This is a genomic window from Stutzerimonas tarimensis (genome assembly GCF_042648805.1).
Lineage (GTDB): Bacteria > Pseudomonadota > Gammaproteobacteria > Pseudomonadales > Pseudomonadaceae > Azomonas > Azomonas tarimensis.
Map to the genome: position 1 here is coordinate 924,332 of NZ_JBHRXZ010000022.1, position 13,997 is coordinate 938,328.

A 13,997-nucleotide genomic window follows, 5' to 3' on the forward strand; every position below is an offset into this window, starting at 1 on the left:
TTCCGTGATACCCGGATAATTGCATGGTCATTCCCTGTGCGGCCGCGCCCCGATGACCGGGCGCGGCGGGTGCCGGAGTCGCCGTTCAGGTGGCCTCGATGCGGTCATCGAGAATACGGATGCGCCCCTGCTTGAGCAGCCCGCCGAGTGCTTTCTTGAAATTGCCCTTGCTGACTCCGAACAATCTTGCGATTTCCGCAGGCGGGGTCTTGTCGCTCAGCGGCAGCACGCCCTGCTGGGCCTCGAGTCGCTCGAGGATCGCCATCTGCAGCGCGCTGGCGGCGTCCTGGCCCTGGGCCTGGAGCGTCAGGCTGATCTTGCCGTCGGCGCGGACCTCTCGGATGAAGCCCTTTTCGCGCTGTCCCGGGCGCAACGGCTTGAAGGCCTCGTTGCGGTGGATCAGCCCCCAGTGACGGCCTTCGATGATCGCCTTGAAGCCCAGGTCGGTGGTTTCCACCACGAGCAGATCCACCGCCTGGCCGGCGCTGTAGCGGGCGGGCGTCTTGTCGAGGTAGCGGTCCAGGCGCGCCGTCGCGGTGATTCGCCCGCTGCGCGGGTCGAGGTAGACGTACACCACGCAGTAGTCGCCGACCTGCAGCGGACGTTTCTCCTCGGAGTGGGGCAACAGCAGGTCCTTGGGCAGCCCCCAGTCGAGAAACAGGCCGACCCGGTTGATCTCGGCGACCTGAAGGCCGGCGAACTGGCCAACCTGCACCCGTGGCCGCTGGGTCGTGGCGATCAGCTTGTCCTCGCTGTCCCGGTAGATGAATACCTTCAGGGTATCGCCTGGCTCGGTCGGTTGGTCGGCGGGAATGTAGCGTCTGGGCAGAAGGATCTCGCCCAGCTCGTCGCCGTCGAGGTAGAGGCCGAAGCCGGTATGCTTGACGATGCGCAGGCGGTTGTACTGGCCTATGGCTGGCATGGGAGATCCTGTAGAGATGAGACGCCGGGGCGTGGCATCCGGTGCGTCGGGAAGGCGTCGGGCGGGGCCGCGACGAGGCGAAAGTGTAGCAAGAACCTGCCGCCACGGAGGCTCCGGGCACCATGCCGAGCCGTTCCGGTCCAAACTGAGGCTTCAGCCATTCGTGAATGCCCGCTGTGAGCCCGCCGCGCCACCGCGTGAGGTTCTGTCAGGTCACGGCACGCCCAAGGAGCCCTTGATGAACACCCCTGCCGTCAGCCTGTCGCCGCGCGACTACGATGCCGTACTCTTCGATCTCGATGGTGTGCTGACCCAGACTGCCTCGGTGCACGCCGCTGCCTGGAAGCGCCTGTTCGATGATTTCCTGCGCCAGCGGGCAAGCGAAACCGGCGTTGACTTCGTGCCTTTCGATGCCAATGCCGATTACCGCCGTTATGTCGACGGCAAACTGCGCCAGGACGGGGTCGCCAGTTTTCTTCACTCCCGCGGCATCGCCCTGCCCGAGGGAAACCCCGAAGATCCGCCGCAGGTGCCAAGTGTGCATGGCCTGGGCAGGCGCAAGGACCAGCACTTCCTGGCGCAGTTGCAGCAGCATGGCATCGAGACCTATCCAGCGGCCATCGACCTGGTCAGGCGCCTGCGTCAGCAACAGGTGAGGACCGCGGTGGTGTCGTCCAGTCGCAACTGCGCCACCGTGCTCGAGGCCGCGGGCATTGCCGAGTTGTTTGATGTGCGGGTCGACGGCACCGATCTGGCGCGCCTGAACCTGGCGGGCAAACCGGCGCCGGACGGCTTTCTCCAGGCGGCGCGGGAGCTCGGCGTGGAGCCCTCCAGGGCCGTGGTGATCGAGGATGCCGAGGCGGGCGTGGCCGCCGGTCGCGCCGGCGGGTTCGGCTGGGTGATCGGAGTCGACCTCGGCGGCCAGGCCGAAGCCTTGATCGAAGCCGGCGCCGATGCCGTGGTCACCTGCCTGGACCAGGTGCAAGTGGCGGCCGAGCCGCCGTCAGGCTGGCATCTGGTGTTCGAGGATTTCGAGCCTGAACTGGAGGGCAATCGGGAAGCCCTGTGTACCCTTGGCAACGGTTACTTCGCCACCCGCGCCGCGGTGCCCTGGGCCTCGGCGGATGCGGTGCATTATCCCGGTACCTATCTGGCCGGTGCCTACAACAGTCTGCGCACCGAAGTCGCCGGGCGGGTGGTGGAAAACGAGGAGCTGGTCAACCTGCCGAACTGGCTGCCGCTGGGCTTGCGCGTTGGGGACGGCGCCTGGTTCGATACGCGCGAGGTCGAGCTGCTCTCCTACCATCAGGCGCTGGACCTGCGCCAGGGGCTGCTGTTGCGCCGCCTGCGTTTTGTCGATGCCGAGGGACGGCGCAGCTTGCTGACCGAACGGCGCCTGGTGTCGATGCAGGACATGCACCTGGGTGCGCTGGAAATCACCCTCACCGCGGAAAACTGGTCGGCGCCGGTCACCCTGCGCAGTGCGCTGGACGGCCGGGTGATCAACGCCGGGGCAAAGCTCTACCGCAAATTCGACAAGCAGCATCTGGAGCCCGTGGAAGGCGAGGCGATCGGCGGCGATCGTCTGTCGCTGAAGATGCGCACCCTGCAATCAAGGCTGGAGGTCGCCCAGGTGGCGCGTACCTGCTTGTTCGTCGATGCACAGATGATCGAGCCGGCGCGCCAGCTCATCCAGGCGCCGGACTACATCGCCCAGGAAATGACCGTCGAGCTGCAGGAGGGCCAGACCCTGGCGGTGGAAAAGCTGGTGGCGCTGTACAGCTCACGCGACCAGGGAATCTCGGAGTGCGGGCTGGCCGCCTGCCGGGCGGCGGGACGGGCAGGGCGCTTCGAGCAACTGATGGCCGAGCATGTGCGGGTCTGGCGGCAGACCTGGCGCAATTTTGACTTCCATGTGCAGCCGTCGGGGCAGGGTTTTGCCCTGAACGTACCCATGCTGTTGCGGCTGAACATGTTTCACCTGTTGCAGACCGTCTCGGTACATACCATCGGCCTCGATGTGGGCGTGCCGGCACGTGGCTGGACCGGCGAGGCCTACCAGGGCCACATCTTCTGGGACGAGCTGTTCATCTTCCCCTTTCTCAACCACCGGCTGCCGGAAGTCACCCGGTCGCTGCTGATGTACCGCTACCGGCGCCTGGACGAGGCACGCATCGCCGCTGCGCAGGCGGGTTATCGCGGCGCGATGTTTCCCTGGCAGAGCGCCAGCGATGGGCAGGAGCGGACCCAGGCGTTCAACCTGAACCCACGCTCGGAGCGCTGGGTACCCGACAATTCCTACCTGCAGCGGCATGTGGGCAGCGCCATCGCCTACAACGTCTGGCAGCATTTCCAGGTCACCCATGATCTGGAGTTCCTGCAGTTCTACGGCGCCGAGCTGCTGCTGGAGATCGCCCATTTCTGGTCCAGTGCCGCCCTGTACAACAAGGAGCGGGAGCGTTTCGAGCTGCACGGGGTGATGGGGCCGGACGAGTTTCACGAGGGCTACCCGGGTGCGGCGGAAGCGGGGCTGAACAACAACGCCTACACCAACCTCATGGCGGTCTGGGTGCTGAGCCGGGCGCTGGAGGCGCTGGACCTGCTCAGCGGCATTCGCCGCTCGGAGCTCATGTCGCGCGTTGGTCTGACGCCCGCCGAAATCCGCCGCTGGGACGAGATCAGCCGCAAGATGTTCGTGCCCTTCCACGAGGACGGCATCATCAGCCAGTTCGAGGGCTACGAGAATCTGCTGGAGCTCGATTGGGAGGCCTACCGGGCCCGCTACGGCAACATCCAGCGCCTGGACCTGATCCTCGAGGCGGAAAACGACAGCCCCAACCGCTACAAGCTGTCCAAGCAGGCCGATGTGCTGATGCTGTTCTACCTGTTTTCCGCCGAGGAGCTGGGCGAGCTGTTCGAACGCCTCGGCTACCCCTTCAGGCACGACACCATCCCGCGCTGCGTCAATTACTACGTCAGCCGCTCGTCCCACGGCTCGACGCTGTCCAACGTGGTCTCCGCCTGGGTGATGGCTCGTTCGCACCGGGGCCAGGCGATGAGCTTCTTCACCGAGGCGCTGCAAAGCGATGTGGCCGACATCCAGCAGGGCAGTACCGCCGAAGGCATCCATCTCGGAGCCATGGCTGGCTCGGTCGACCTCATCCAGCGAGTCTCCACCGGCATCGAGGTGAAGGACAACATCCTGCATCTCAATCCCCAACTGCCACCCGAGGTAGACCGTCTGGACATGCGCATCCGCTACCGCGGCCATTCGCTGGAGCTGCGCCTGACCGCCAACACCCTGCGGGTACAGGGACACGACCATGGCGCCGCCCCGATCGCGCTCTCGGTCGATGGCCGGGTGGTACGTTTCTGTGCGGGCACACAGGTCTTTGCCTTGAACGGGCACCACAGGAACTGATGCGGATAAGCCAGTACCCGGTCGTCAGCCACAGCTACCGGTTGCATTGCAGTCATCGCGCCGACGACCCGATCGCCGGCGCCGAATCATAGAGTCGGCAGCGCCACCAGGGATGGGGCATCCCTGGTGGCACCTTCGGGCGGGGGCCCAAGAGAGGGAAGGTAGGCTAGAGCGATCGCTCCAGCTCCGGCACGATCTCGAACAGGTCGCCCACCAGGCCGTAGTCGGCCACCTGGAAGATCGGTGCCTCCTCGTCCTTGTTGATCGCCACGATCACCTTCGAGCCGCTCATCCCGGCCAAGTGCTGGATGGCGCCGGAGATGCCCACGGCGATGTATAGCTGCGGGGCGACGATCTTGCCGGTCTGGCCCACCTGCATGTCGTTGGGCACGAAGCCGGCGTCCACCGCCGCGCGCGAGGCGCCGACCGCCGCACCGAGCTTGTCGGCCAGCGCGTAGAGGTGCTTGAAGTTCTCGCCGTTCTGCATCCCGCGGCCGCCGGAGACGATGATCTTGGCGCCGGTCAGCTCCGGGCGGTCGGATCTGGCCAGCTCCTCGCCGACGAAGCTCGACAGCCCGGCATCGCCAGGGCCGCTGACCTGCTGCACCTGGGCCGAGCCGCCTTCGCTGGCGACCGCATCGAAGCCGGTGGCGCGCACGGTGACGACCTTGATCGGCGCCGAGGACTGCACCGTGGCGATGGCGTTGCCGGCATAGATCGGCCGGGTGAAGGTGTCCGCGCTTTCCACCGAGACGATGTCGGAGATCTGGTCCACGTCCAGCAGCGCGGCGACCCGCGGCAGGTAGTTCTTGCCGCTGGTGGTGGCCGGCGCCAGCACATGGCTGTAGTCCTTCGCCAGGTCGACGACCAGCGGCGCGAGGTTTTCTGCCAGCCCGTTGGCATACGCGGCATCGTCCGCTACTAGCACCTTGCTCACCCCTTCGACCTGAGCGGCCGCCTCGGCGACCGCGCCGCAGCCAGAGCCGGCCACCAGCACATGAATGTCGCCCCCGATCGCTTTCGCTGCCGCGACGGTGTTGAGGGTCGCGCCTGCCAGCGCGGCATTGTTGTGTTCTGCGATTACCAGGATTGCCATGTCAGATCACCTTCGCCTCGTTCTTCAGCTTGTCCACCAGCTCGGCCACCGAGCCCACCTTGGCGCCACCCTTGCGCGCCGCGGGCGCTTCCACCTTCAGCGTCTTCAGGGTCGAGGTGGTGGCGACGCCAAGGGCGTCCGGGGTGAAGGTTTCCAGCGGCTTCTTCTTGGCCTTCATGATGTTGGGTAGGGAGGCGTAGCGCGGCTCGTTCAGGCGCAGGTCGGTGGTCACCACCGCCGGCAGCCTGAGCGAAACGGTCTGCAGGCCACCGTCGACCTCGCGGGTGACCCTGGCCTGATCGCCTTCGATCACCACCTGCGAGGCGAAAGTGCCCTGGGCGTAGCCGGCGAGGGCGGCGAGCATCTGCCCGGTCTGGTTGTTGTCGCTGTCGATGGCCTGCTTGCCGAGGATGATCAGCTGCGGCTGTTCCTTGTCCGCCACGGCCTTGAGCAGCTTGGCGATGGCCAGCGAATCGAGCGCTTCATCGCTCTGGATGTGAATGGCGCGGTCGGCTCCCAGTGCCAGCGCGGTGCGCAATTGCTCCTGCGCCTGGGCCGGACCGACCGACACGGCGACCACTTCAGTGGCGGTGCCCTTTTCCTTCAGCCGCACCGCCTCTTCCACGGCGATTTCGCAGAAGGGGTTCATGGACATCTTGACGTTGGCCAGGTCCACGCCGGAGTTGTCCGGCTTGACCCGTACCTTGACGTTGTAGTCGACCACACGTTTGACGCAAACCAGTACTTTCATAAGCAGCCTCTTGTTGTTGTCGATGGCTCAGAGCGAGTAGTTCACCAGGTCGCGGGCGATCAGCAGGCGCTGGATCTCGCTGGAGCCTTCGTAGATCTGGGTGATTCGCGCATCGCGGTAATAACGCTCCACCGGGTAGTCCTCCAGATAGCCGTAGCCGCCGTGGATCTGAACCGCCTGGGAGCAGACCTTCTCGGCCATTTCCGAGGCGAACAGCTTGGCCTGGGAAGCTTCGGACAGGCAGAGCAGGCCGGCGCTGCGCAGGCGCGAAGCGTGCAGGATCATCAGGCGCGCCGCGTTGATGCGGGTGTGCATGTCGGCGAGCATGTTGGCCACGCTCTGGTGCTCGATGATGGCCTTGCCGAATTGCACCCGTTCGCGGGCATAGACCAGCGCCGCTTCGAAGGCCGCCCGGGCGATGCCGAGGGCCTGGGCAGCGATGCCGATGCGCCCGCCTTCAAGGTTGGAAAGGGCGATGGCCAGCCCCTTGCCGCGGGCACCGAGGATGTTTTCCTCGGGGATGCGGCAATCGTTCAGGCTCACCGCGCAGGTGTCGGAGGCACGAATGCCCATCTTGTGTTCGCTGCGATCGACCACGAAACCGGAGTTGTCGGTCGGCACCAGAAAGGCCGACAGGCCTTTCTTGCCCAGTTCGGGGTCGGTCACGGCGAACACGATGGCCAGTTTCGCCCGCCTTGCATTGCTGACGAACTGCTTGGAGCCATTGATCACCCAGTGGCCGTCCTTCAGTTCGGCGCGGGTGCGCAGGTTGTTCGCCTCGGAGCCCGCCTGCGGCTCGGTGAGGCAAAAGCAGCCGATCGCCTGGCCGCTGGCTAGCTGCGGCAGCCAGGTCTGCTTCTGCTCCTCGGTGCCGAACTTGAGGATCGGCCCGCAACCCACCGAATTGTGGATGCTCATCACCGCACCCAGGGCGCCATCGCCGGCGGAAATCTCTTCCACCGCCAAGGCATAGGCGACGTAATCGATGTAGGCGCCACCCCAGTCTTCCGGGACGATCATGCCCAGCAGGCCCAGTTCACCCATCTGGGCGATCATGCCGTCGTCGATCCAGCCCGCCTTTTCCCAGGCCTGGGCCTTTGGCGCGATCTCGGCGCGGGCGAAGTCACGGGCCATGTCGCGGATCATCCGCTGTTCTTCTGTGAGTTCGATGTCCTGCATAGCGGTGCTCCTTCAGGCGGTTCGGATCTTGCCGATGGCGGGCTCGAGGTCGCTATAGAATGCCAGTACCTGTTGTCGATCCAGCCCTTCGATGCCCGGCGGGTTCCAGCGAGGGGTCTTGTCCTTGTCGATGATCAGCGCCCGCACGCCTTCGATGAAGTCGCCCTTGTCGAACCACTGGCTGTCCAGGTGCAGCTCCATGGCAAAGCAGTCGGACAGCATCATGTCGCGCCCGCGGCGTAGCGACTCCAGGGTCACGGCCATGGCCAGCGGCGAGCGCGTACGCATGACATTCAGGGTCTCTTCGGCCCAGTCCTGGAACTCGGGGCGTCGTTCGCCTGCCAGCGAGTCGAAGATGGCGGCGATGTCGTCGTGGGCGAAATGCCCGTCGATGGCAGGGCGCAGCGCCTTGAGCTCGGAACCCGCCAGCTTGTTGCTGGCCAGGGCCGAAACCAGGGTACGCAGCGCTTCGCGCGGGTGGGTGTTCCAGCTCATGCCGTCCAGGCAACGGTCGAACTCCTCCAGCGTGTCGCTTGGCAGGCACCAGTCGGCGAGCCCGGTGTAGAGCGCATCGGCGGCGCGCACCTGCTGCCCGGTGATGCCCAGGTAGGTGCCCAGCTCACCCGGCAGATGCGAGAGAAAGTAGCTCCCGCCAGTGTCCGGGAAGTAGCCGATGCCGGTTTCCGGCATGCCCATGCGGCTGCGGTCGGTGATCACTCGCAGGCTGGCGCCCTGTACCAGGCCCATGCCGCCACCAAGGACCAGGCCGTTGATCAGCGCCAGCACGGGTTTGGGATAGGCGTAGAGGTACTGGTCGAGGGCGTACTCCTCCTCGAAGAAGGCCATGTAGGCGCCATCGCCGGCGAAGTGGCTGTCATACAGCGCCCGGATGTCGCCGCCCGCGCAGAACGCCTTCTCGCCACTGGCGCGCAGCACCACGGCGAGCACTTCGGCATCTTTTTCCCAGGCTTCGAGGTGTTCGCGCAGCAGCCTCACCATCTCTACATTCAGTGCGTTGAGGCCGGCCGGGCGATTGAGGGTCAATTGGCCGACCCGGTTGCGTACCTCGGCCTGTATCGGCGCTTGGGCTTCGCTCATGTCAGGACTCCCGGGTGTACTGCTTGATGATCGCGGAGAAATCCAGTCCACCATTGCCCTGCAGGCTGAAGCCCTGGTAGATCTGCTGGGCCAGTGCGCCAAGCAGTACCGGTTGCCGTGCCAGCTTCGCTGCCTCGGTGGCCAGGCCCAGGTCCTTGAGCATCAGATCGCTGCCGAAGCCGCCGCTGTAGCCGCGTGACGCAGGGACGTTGTCCATTACGCCAGGGAAGGGGTTGTAGGTATCCGCGCTCCAGCAGCGGCCGCTGGAGGTATTGATGATTCCGGCGAGGGTCTTCGGGTCCATGCCCAGCGACACGCCCAGGGCCATGGCCTCGGACACGCCGATCATGGAGATGCCGAGCAGCATGTTGTTCGCCACCTTGGCCACCTGACCATTGCCCGAGTCGCCGCAATGCACGATGTTCTTGCCCATGGCCGCGAGTACCGGCTGGGCCTGCTGGAAATGCTCGGCGCTGCCGCCGACCATGAAGGTCAGCGTGCCGGCCGCGGCGCCGCCGGTGCCGCCCGAGACTGGCGCGTCGAGCATCGGGTTGCCGTGGCTCGCGGCGGCAGCGGCCACTTCACGGGCCGAGTAGGGGTCGATGGTGGAGCAGTCGATCAGCATCACATCGGGGCGCGAGCAGGCAATCAACCCCTCGTCGCCGAGGTAGACCGACTTCACGTGGGGGGCCGCCGGCAGCATGGTGACGATCAGTTCGGCGCCGCCGCCGGCAATGGCCTGGGGTGAATCGGCGCGTTCGGCGCCAGCCTCGACCAGCGAGGCGACCGCCGCTTCCGAGAGGTCGAACACCGAGAGCTGGTGGCCGGCCTTGAGCAGGTTGAGGGCCATGGGCGCGCCCATGTTGCCGAGCCCGATGAAACCGATTTTCATGGTATGTGCCTCTTGTTGTTCTTGTCGGTACGCGGTCGTCGGTGCGGGGCCGGATCAGCTGTTCTTGAACGCCGGCTTGCGCTTCTCGGCGAAGGCGGCCATGCCTTCCTTCTGGTCGGCGAGGGCGAAGGTGGAGTGGAACAGGCGGCGCTCGAAGCGAACGCCCTCTGACAGAGTGGTCTCGAAGGCGCGGTTGACCGACTCCTTGGCCATCATCACCACGGGGGCGGACAGCTCGGCGATGCGCGAGGCAGCGGCCAGGGCCTCGTCGAGCAACTGCTCGGCCGGCACCAGGCGGCTTACCAGGCCGCAACGCTCGGCCTCTTCGGCGTCCATGGTGCGGCCGGTGAGGACCATGTCCATGGCCTTGGACTTGCCGATGAAGCGGGTCAGGCGCTGGGTGCCGCCGGCGCCGGGAATGGTGCCGATGGTGATCTCCGGCTGGCCGAATTTCGCCGTATCGGCAGCGATGATGAAGTCGCACATCATCGCCAGTTCGCAGCCGCCACCCAGCGCATAGCCGGCCACCGCGGCGATGGAGGGCTTGCGAAAGCTCGCCAGGCGCTCCCAGCTGGCGGTGATGAAGTCGGATTTGTAGACGTCCATGTAGGACCAGTCCTTCATCACCTTGATGTCGGCACCGGCGGCGAAGGCCTTTTCGTTGCCGGTCAGCACCACGGCGGCGACCTTGTCATCGGTTTCGAGCCGGTCCAGCAGGTCGGACAGCTCTGCGGTCAGGGCCGGGGAGAGGGCGTTCAGTGCCTTTGGCCGGTTGAGGGTGATCAGCGCCACCTTGCCGTGCATCTCGACCAGCAGGTTTTCGTAGTTCATGCGGTTCGCTCCCTTGCAGGGTCGCCGCAGCCCGGGCCGCGGCGGCCGAAGATCATTTGAGGGTGATGGTGGTGTTCACCGAGCCGGCAACCTCATCCTCGTCGAACCAGCGTTCGGTGATGGTCTTGGTCTGGGTGTAGAACTGCACCACCTGCTTGCCGTAGGGGCCGAGATCGCCAAGTTTCGACGCTCGCGAGCCCGTAAATGAAAAGGTCGGCACCGGCACCGGGATCGGCACGTTGATGCCCACCTGGCCGATGTCTATCTCTTCCTGGAAGTAGCGCGCCGCGGCGCCGGAACGGGTGAACAGGGCGGTGCCGTTGCCGTTGGGGTTGGCGTTGATCAGCTCCACCGCGTCCTTCAGGCTGTCGGCCTGCATCACGCAGAGCACCGGGCCGAAGACTTCCTCGCGATAGATGGCCATTTCCGGGGTCACGCCGGAGAAAATGGTCGGGCCGACGAAGTTGCCCTTGCCGTAAGCCGAGACGTCCGGATTGCGCCCGTCCAGCTCCAGTGTCGCGCCTTCCTCGGCGCCGCGGGCGATCAGCCCGCTGACACGGTCCAGCGCGGCGCAGGAAATCACCGGGCCGACGTCGGTGTTCGGCTCCACGCCAGCGTTGACCTTCAGCGTCCTGGCCTTTTCGATCAGCTCGGGCAGCCACGTCTGGGCCTCGCCCACCAGTACCACCACCGACAGCGCCATGCAGCGCTGGCCCGCCGCACCGAAGGCGGCGCCGGCCAGGTTGTTCAGGGTCTGCTGCCTGTGCGCATCGGGCAGCACGATGGCGTGGTTTTTCGCCCCCATCATGCACTGGGCGCGCTTGCCGTTGGCGGTGGCGCGGTTGTAGACGAGGGTGCCGACCTTGGTCGAGCCGACAAAGGACACCGCCTTGATGTCGGGGTGGTCGCAGATCAGGTTCACCGCATCGGCGCCGCCGTGGATCACGTTGAGCACGCCCTTGGGAATACCGGCCTCAATGGCCAGTTCCGCCAGGCGCATGGTGACCATCGGGTCCTGCTCGGACGGCTTGAGAATGAAGGTGTTGCCGGTGGCGATGGCCATGGGGAACATCCACAGCGGAATCATCGCCGGGAAGTTGAACGGGGTGATGCCGGCACAGACGCCCAGGGGTTGCAGCACGGTGTAGGTATCGACGCCATTGGCCACGTTATTGGCCAGCTCGCCCAGCTGCAGATTGCCGATCCCGGCGGCATGCTCGACCACTTCGAGGCCGCGGAACACATCGCCCTCGGCATCCGGCAGGGTCTTGCCCTGTTCGGCGGTAAGGATCGCCGCCAGCTCCTTCATGTTCTCGCGGATCAGCTGCTGGTACTTGAGGAAGATCCGGGCGCGGGCGCCGATCGGGGTCTTGCGCCAGGTCTTGAAGGCTTCCTTGGCGGCCGCCACGGCAGCGTTCATCTCCTGCTCGGTGGCGAAGGGCACTTGGGCAAGGACTTCCTGGGTGGCCGGGTTGATCACGTCGCGCCATTCGGTGGTCTGCGACTCGACGAATTCGCCATTGATGAGCAGCTTGACGGTGGGGATGGAGCTGGAATCGGTCATGAGGCACTCCGCCTGTTCATTGTCGTTGTTATAGGTCTCGGCCGTGGGGCGAGCTGATCCCAGCTTGGCAGTGCGCTTTTGCATATGGCAAGCGGGTTCGGTGCATAGCGCCTGTGCAAATTTGCGCATTTGCTCCAAGGGGGCCGGAATCGACCGTCCGAGTGGCAATTCATCGGGAGGGATAACGAGAAAATCAAATCCGCACGGCTTGTACAGCGGCAGGGTCGGGTGTAGGGTTAATAAAAACGTTCCGGTCGGTTTTGTTTTGCTTGGATCGTTACCGGAGCCGCTTGCTCGGTCCAGAACACAACAATAAAAAGAGGCAGAACATGCACTGCATCTCTACCCGCTCCAGCCGTCAGTGCCGCTTGCTCAGCCGCCGCCTCGGCTTGAAGGGTTCTTCCCGCTCCGTCAATCGCCTGGACCCTGGTACGCCCTTGGCCGTCGGCAAGGGGCCTAGGCATTTTCAGAGCCTGCATCCGCCTCGTCCTTTTTCCCAGCCATAAGCGGAGAGTCCCACGCACAAAACAGACAACGCCAGATAACAAAAAACGAGCTTGATGGTTTTTATTTAGGCGATACACTCACATCGAGGCATGGATCCTCACCCTGGAGAATACCCATGAACAAGAACAAGAAAGCCAGGTTCAACACGCCCCGTGGTCTGCTTGCCAAGGCAGTGGGAGCTGCCGCCCTCGCCCTGGTGGCGGCGCCGGCCAGCGCAATCAGCATCGACTCCGGCAATCCGGACATCTCGATGCGTTGGGACAACACGCTGAAGTACAACCTGGGCTGGCGGATGGAAGGGCGCGACAACACCCTGGCGAACTCGTCCGGCTACGACACCTCGACCCTTTATCGCGACAAGCACGACCTGGTCACCAACCGCTTCGACATCCTCTCCGAGTTCGATTTCGTCTACCGGGATGCCCATGGCTTTCGCGTTTCGGCTGCCGGCTGGAATGACTTCGCCTATGACGACGAAGTGGAGTTCAATCCGGCGTTCGGCGGCTCCCCCTACCCGAACAACCGCTTCACCAGCAATGTCGAGCGGTACTACAAGCGCGGTGGCGAAATCCTCGATGCCTTCGTCTTCACCCGCATCGATGCGGGTGACATGCCGATCAACATCCGCGCCGGTCGTCACAACGTCTACTGGGGTGAATCGCTGTTCACCTTTGGCGACAGCATCGCCTATGGCCAGGGTCCGCTGGACCTGCGCAAGGCCACTTCGACACCGGGGATCGAGGCCAAGGAACTCTTCCTGCCCCAGACCCAGCTCTCCGCTTCGATGCTGGTCAACGACAGCGTGAGCCTGGCGGCCAACTATTTCTTCGAATGGGATCCGCACCGCCTGCCTGATGGCGGCACCTACCTCGGCGCCAGCAACGTCAGCCTGCTGGGGGGCCAGAACCTCGGCCTGCCTTATGTCGGTAACGAGAGCAGCGGGCCCTACCGCACCCCGGATAATCGTGGCAGCTGGGGCCTGAATGCCCAGATCCGTTCGGACGCGCTCAACGGCAACGTCGGTCTCTATTACCGCAACTTCGACGATCGCATGCCCTTCGTCCTGCTCGATGCGGTCAACGGCGTGGCCTACAACGCCTATGCCGAGGACGTGAAGCTCTACGGCATCAGCTACAACCGCCTGGTGGGGTCGGTGTCGGTCGGTGCCGAGCTCTCCTATCGCCAAGACGCCGCCCTGGCGTCGGTCGGCTTTGGCCCGGACATCGCCCGCGGCAACACCTGGCACGGCCTGGTCAATTTCATTGCCTATGTCGGCAAGACCGGCTTCTTCGATTCGGCGCCATTGCAGGGCGAGCTGACCTATTCGCGTCTGGGCAGTGTGAACAGTGGCAGTCGTGCCAATTTCGCTCACGAGGACTACGCCTGTACGGGTGGTATCAAGGCCGGCTGCGCGACTGACGACGCCTGGGGCATGAACCTGGCCTTCACCCCGACCTGGTTCCAGGTGTTCCCGGGTATCGACCTGACCATGCCGATGAACTTCGGCTATGGCCTGAAGGGCAACTCGCCTGCACCGCTTGGCGCCACCGAAGGCTCCGGCTCCTGGAGCGTCGGGCTGGAAGCGGACATCTACGCACAGTACACCGTCGGCCTGGCCTACACCGATTACTTCGGCGACTGGGTACGGGAAGAGGGGCAGGTGGTCGCGGCCAATGGCAACGCCTTGCTGCATGACCGTGGCTGGCTGTCGCTGACCTTCAAGACCACGTTCTGAC

The 13,997-nt window shown here is 64.9% G+C and carries 10 protein-coding genes; 2 read left to right on the forward strand and 8 right to left on the reverse strand.

What is annotated here, in order from left to right; all coding sequences use genetic code 11:
- Positions 1–85: 85 nt before the first annotated feature.
- Complete coding sequence (locus tag ACFOMF_RS13400; RefSeq protein ID WP_386365622.1) at positions 86–922, reverse strand: CvfB family protein; 837 nt, start codon at positions 920–922, stop codon at positions 86–88.
- 238 nt (positions 923–1,160) lie between these two features.
- Here ACFOMF_RS13400 and ACFOMF_RS13405 point away from each other — a divergent pair, with 238 nt between their 5' ends.
- Entirely contained in the window at positions 1,161–4,343 is a 3,183-nt protein-coding gene (locus ACFOMF_RS13405) for a beta-phosphoglucomutase family hydrolase (RefSeq protein WP_386365624.1), read from the forward strand.
- A gap of 166 nt (positions 4,344–4,509) precedes the next feature.
- On the opposite strand, the gene ACFOMF_RS13410 is transcribed toward ACFOMF_RS13405, so the two are convergent.
- Genes ACFOMF_RS13410 through ACFOMF_RS13440 form a run of 7 tightly spaced genes read right to left on the reverse strand, consistent with a single transcriptional unit; the run spans position 4,510 to position 11,754 of the window.
- Positions 4,510–5,439, reverse strand: a complete 930-nt coding sequence (locus ACFOMF_RS13410) for an electron transfer flavoprotein subunit alpha/FixB family protein (RefSeq protein ID WP_386365626.1) — start codon at positions 5,437–5,439, stop codon at positions 4,510–4,512.
- Between the two features lies 1 nt (position 5,440).
- Positions 5,441–6,190 carry an electron transfer flavoprotein subunit beta/FixA family protein gene (locus ACFOMF_RS13415; RefSeq protein ID WP_386365628.1) on the reverse strand — a complete coding sequence of 250 codons (750 nt, stop codon included), beginning with the start codon at positions 6,188–6,190 and terminating at the stop codon, positions 5,441–5,443.
- Between the two features lie 27 nt (positions 6,191–6,217).
- Positions 6,218–7,369: an acyl-CoA dehydrogenase family protein gene (locus tag ACFOMF_RS13420; protein ID WP_386365630.1), complete on the reverse strand. Its 1,152-nt coding sequence runs from the start codon at positions 7,367–7,369 to the stop codon at positions 6,218–6,220.
- Between the two features lie 12 nt (positions 7,370–7,381).
- Complete coding sequence (locus ACFOMF_RS13425) at positions 7,382–8,467, reverse strand: enoyl-CoA hydratase/isomerase family protein (RefSeq protein WP_386365632.1); 1,086 nt, start codon at positions 8,465–8,467, stop codon at positions 7,382–7,384.
- A 1-nt stretch (position 8,468) separates the two neighbouring features.
- Complete coding sequence (gene mmsB / locus ACFOMF_RS13430) at positions 8,469–9,359, reverse strand: 3-hydroxyisobutyrate dehydrogenase (protein ID WP_386365634.1); 891 nt, start codon at positions 9,357–9,359, stop codon at positions 8,469–8,471.
- Between the two features lie 54 nt (positions 9,360–9,413).
- Positions 9,414–10,190, reverse strand: a complete 777-nt coding sequence (locus ACFOMF_RS13435) for an enoyl-CoA hydratase (protein WP_386365636.1) — start codon at positions 10,188–10,190, stop codon at positions 9,414–9,416.
- Positions 10,191–10,242: 52 nt separating this feature from the next.
- Positions 10,243–11,754 (reverse strand): CoA-acylating methylmalonate-semialdehyde dehydrogenase, encoded by a 1,512-nt coding sequence (locus tag ACFOMF_RS13440; RefSeq protein ID WP_386365638.1) that lies wholly within the window; start codon positions 11,752–11,754, stop codon positions 10,243–10,245.
- 622 nt (positions 11,755–12,376) lie between these two features.
- On the opposite strand from ACFOMF_RS13440, the gene ACFOMF_RS13445 reads away from it, so the two are divergent.
- Positions 12,377–13,996 (forward strand): DUF1302 domain-containing protein, encoded by a 1,620-nt coding sequence (locus ACFOMF_RS13445; RefSeq protein WP_386365640.1) that lies wholly within the window; start codon positions 12,377–12,379, stop codon positions 13,994–13,996.
- Position 13,997 lies beyond the last annotated feature (1 nt).

Coding starts and splice junctions, on each gene's coding strand:
- ACFOMF_RS13420 (WP_386365630.1), bottom strand. CDS start 7,369: ATGCAGGACATCGAACTCACAGAAGAACAGCGGATGATCCGCGACATG.
- ACFOMF_RS13435 (WP_386365636.1), bottom strand. CDS start 10,190: ATGAACTACGAAAACCTGCTGGTCGAGATGCACGGCAAGGTGGCGCTG.
- ACFOMF_RS13445 (WP_386365640.1), top strand. CDS start 12,377: ATGAACAAGAACAAGAAAGCCAGGTTCAACACGCCCCGTGGTCTGCTT.
- ACFOMF_RS13400 (WP_386365622.1), bottom strand. CDS start 922: ATGCCAGCCATAGGCCAGTACAACCGCCTGCGCATCGTCAAGCATACC.
- ACFOMF_RS13415 (WP_386365628.1), bottom strand. CDS start 6,190: ATGAAAGTACTGGTTTGCGTCAAACGTGTGGTCGACTACAACGTCAAG.
- ACFOMF_RS13405 (WP_386365624.1), top strand. CDS start 1,161: ATGAACACCCCTGCCGTCAGCCTGTCGCCGCGCGACTACGATGCCGTA.
- ACFOMF_RS13440 (WP_386365638.1), bottom strand. CDS start 11,754: ATGACCGATTCCAGCTCCATCCCCACCGTCAAGCTGCTCATCAATGGC.
- mmsB (WP_386365634.1), bottom strand. CDS start 9,359: ATGAAAATCGGTTTCATCGGGCTCGGCAACATGGGCGCGCCCATGGCC.
- ACFOMF_RS13425 (WP_386365632.1), bottom strand. CDS start 8,467: ATGAGCGAAGCCCAAGCGCCGATACAGGCCGAGGTACGCAACCGGGTC.
- ACFOMF_RS13410 (WP_386365626.1), bottom strand. CDS start 5,439: ATGGCAATCCTGGTAATCGCAGAACACAACAATGCCGCGCTGGCAGGC.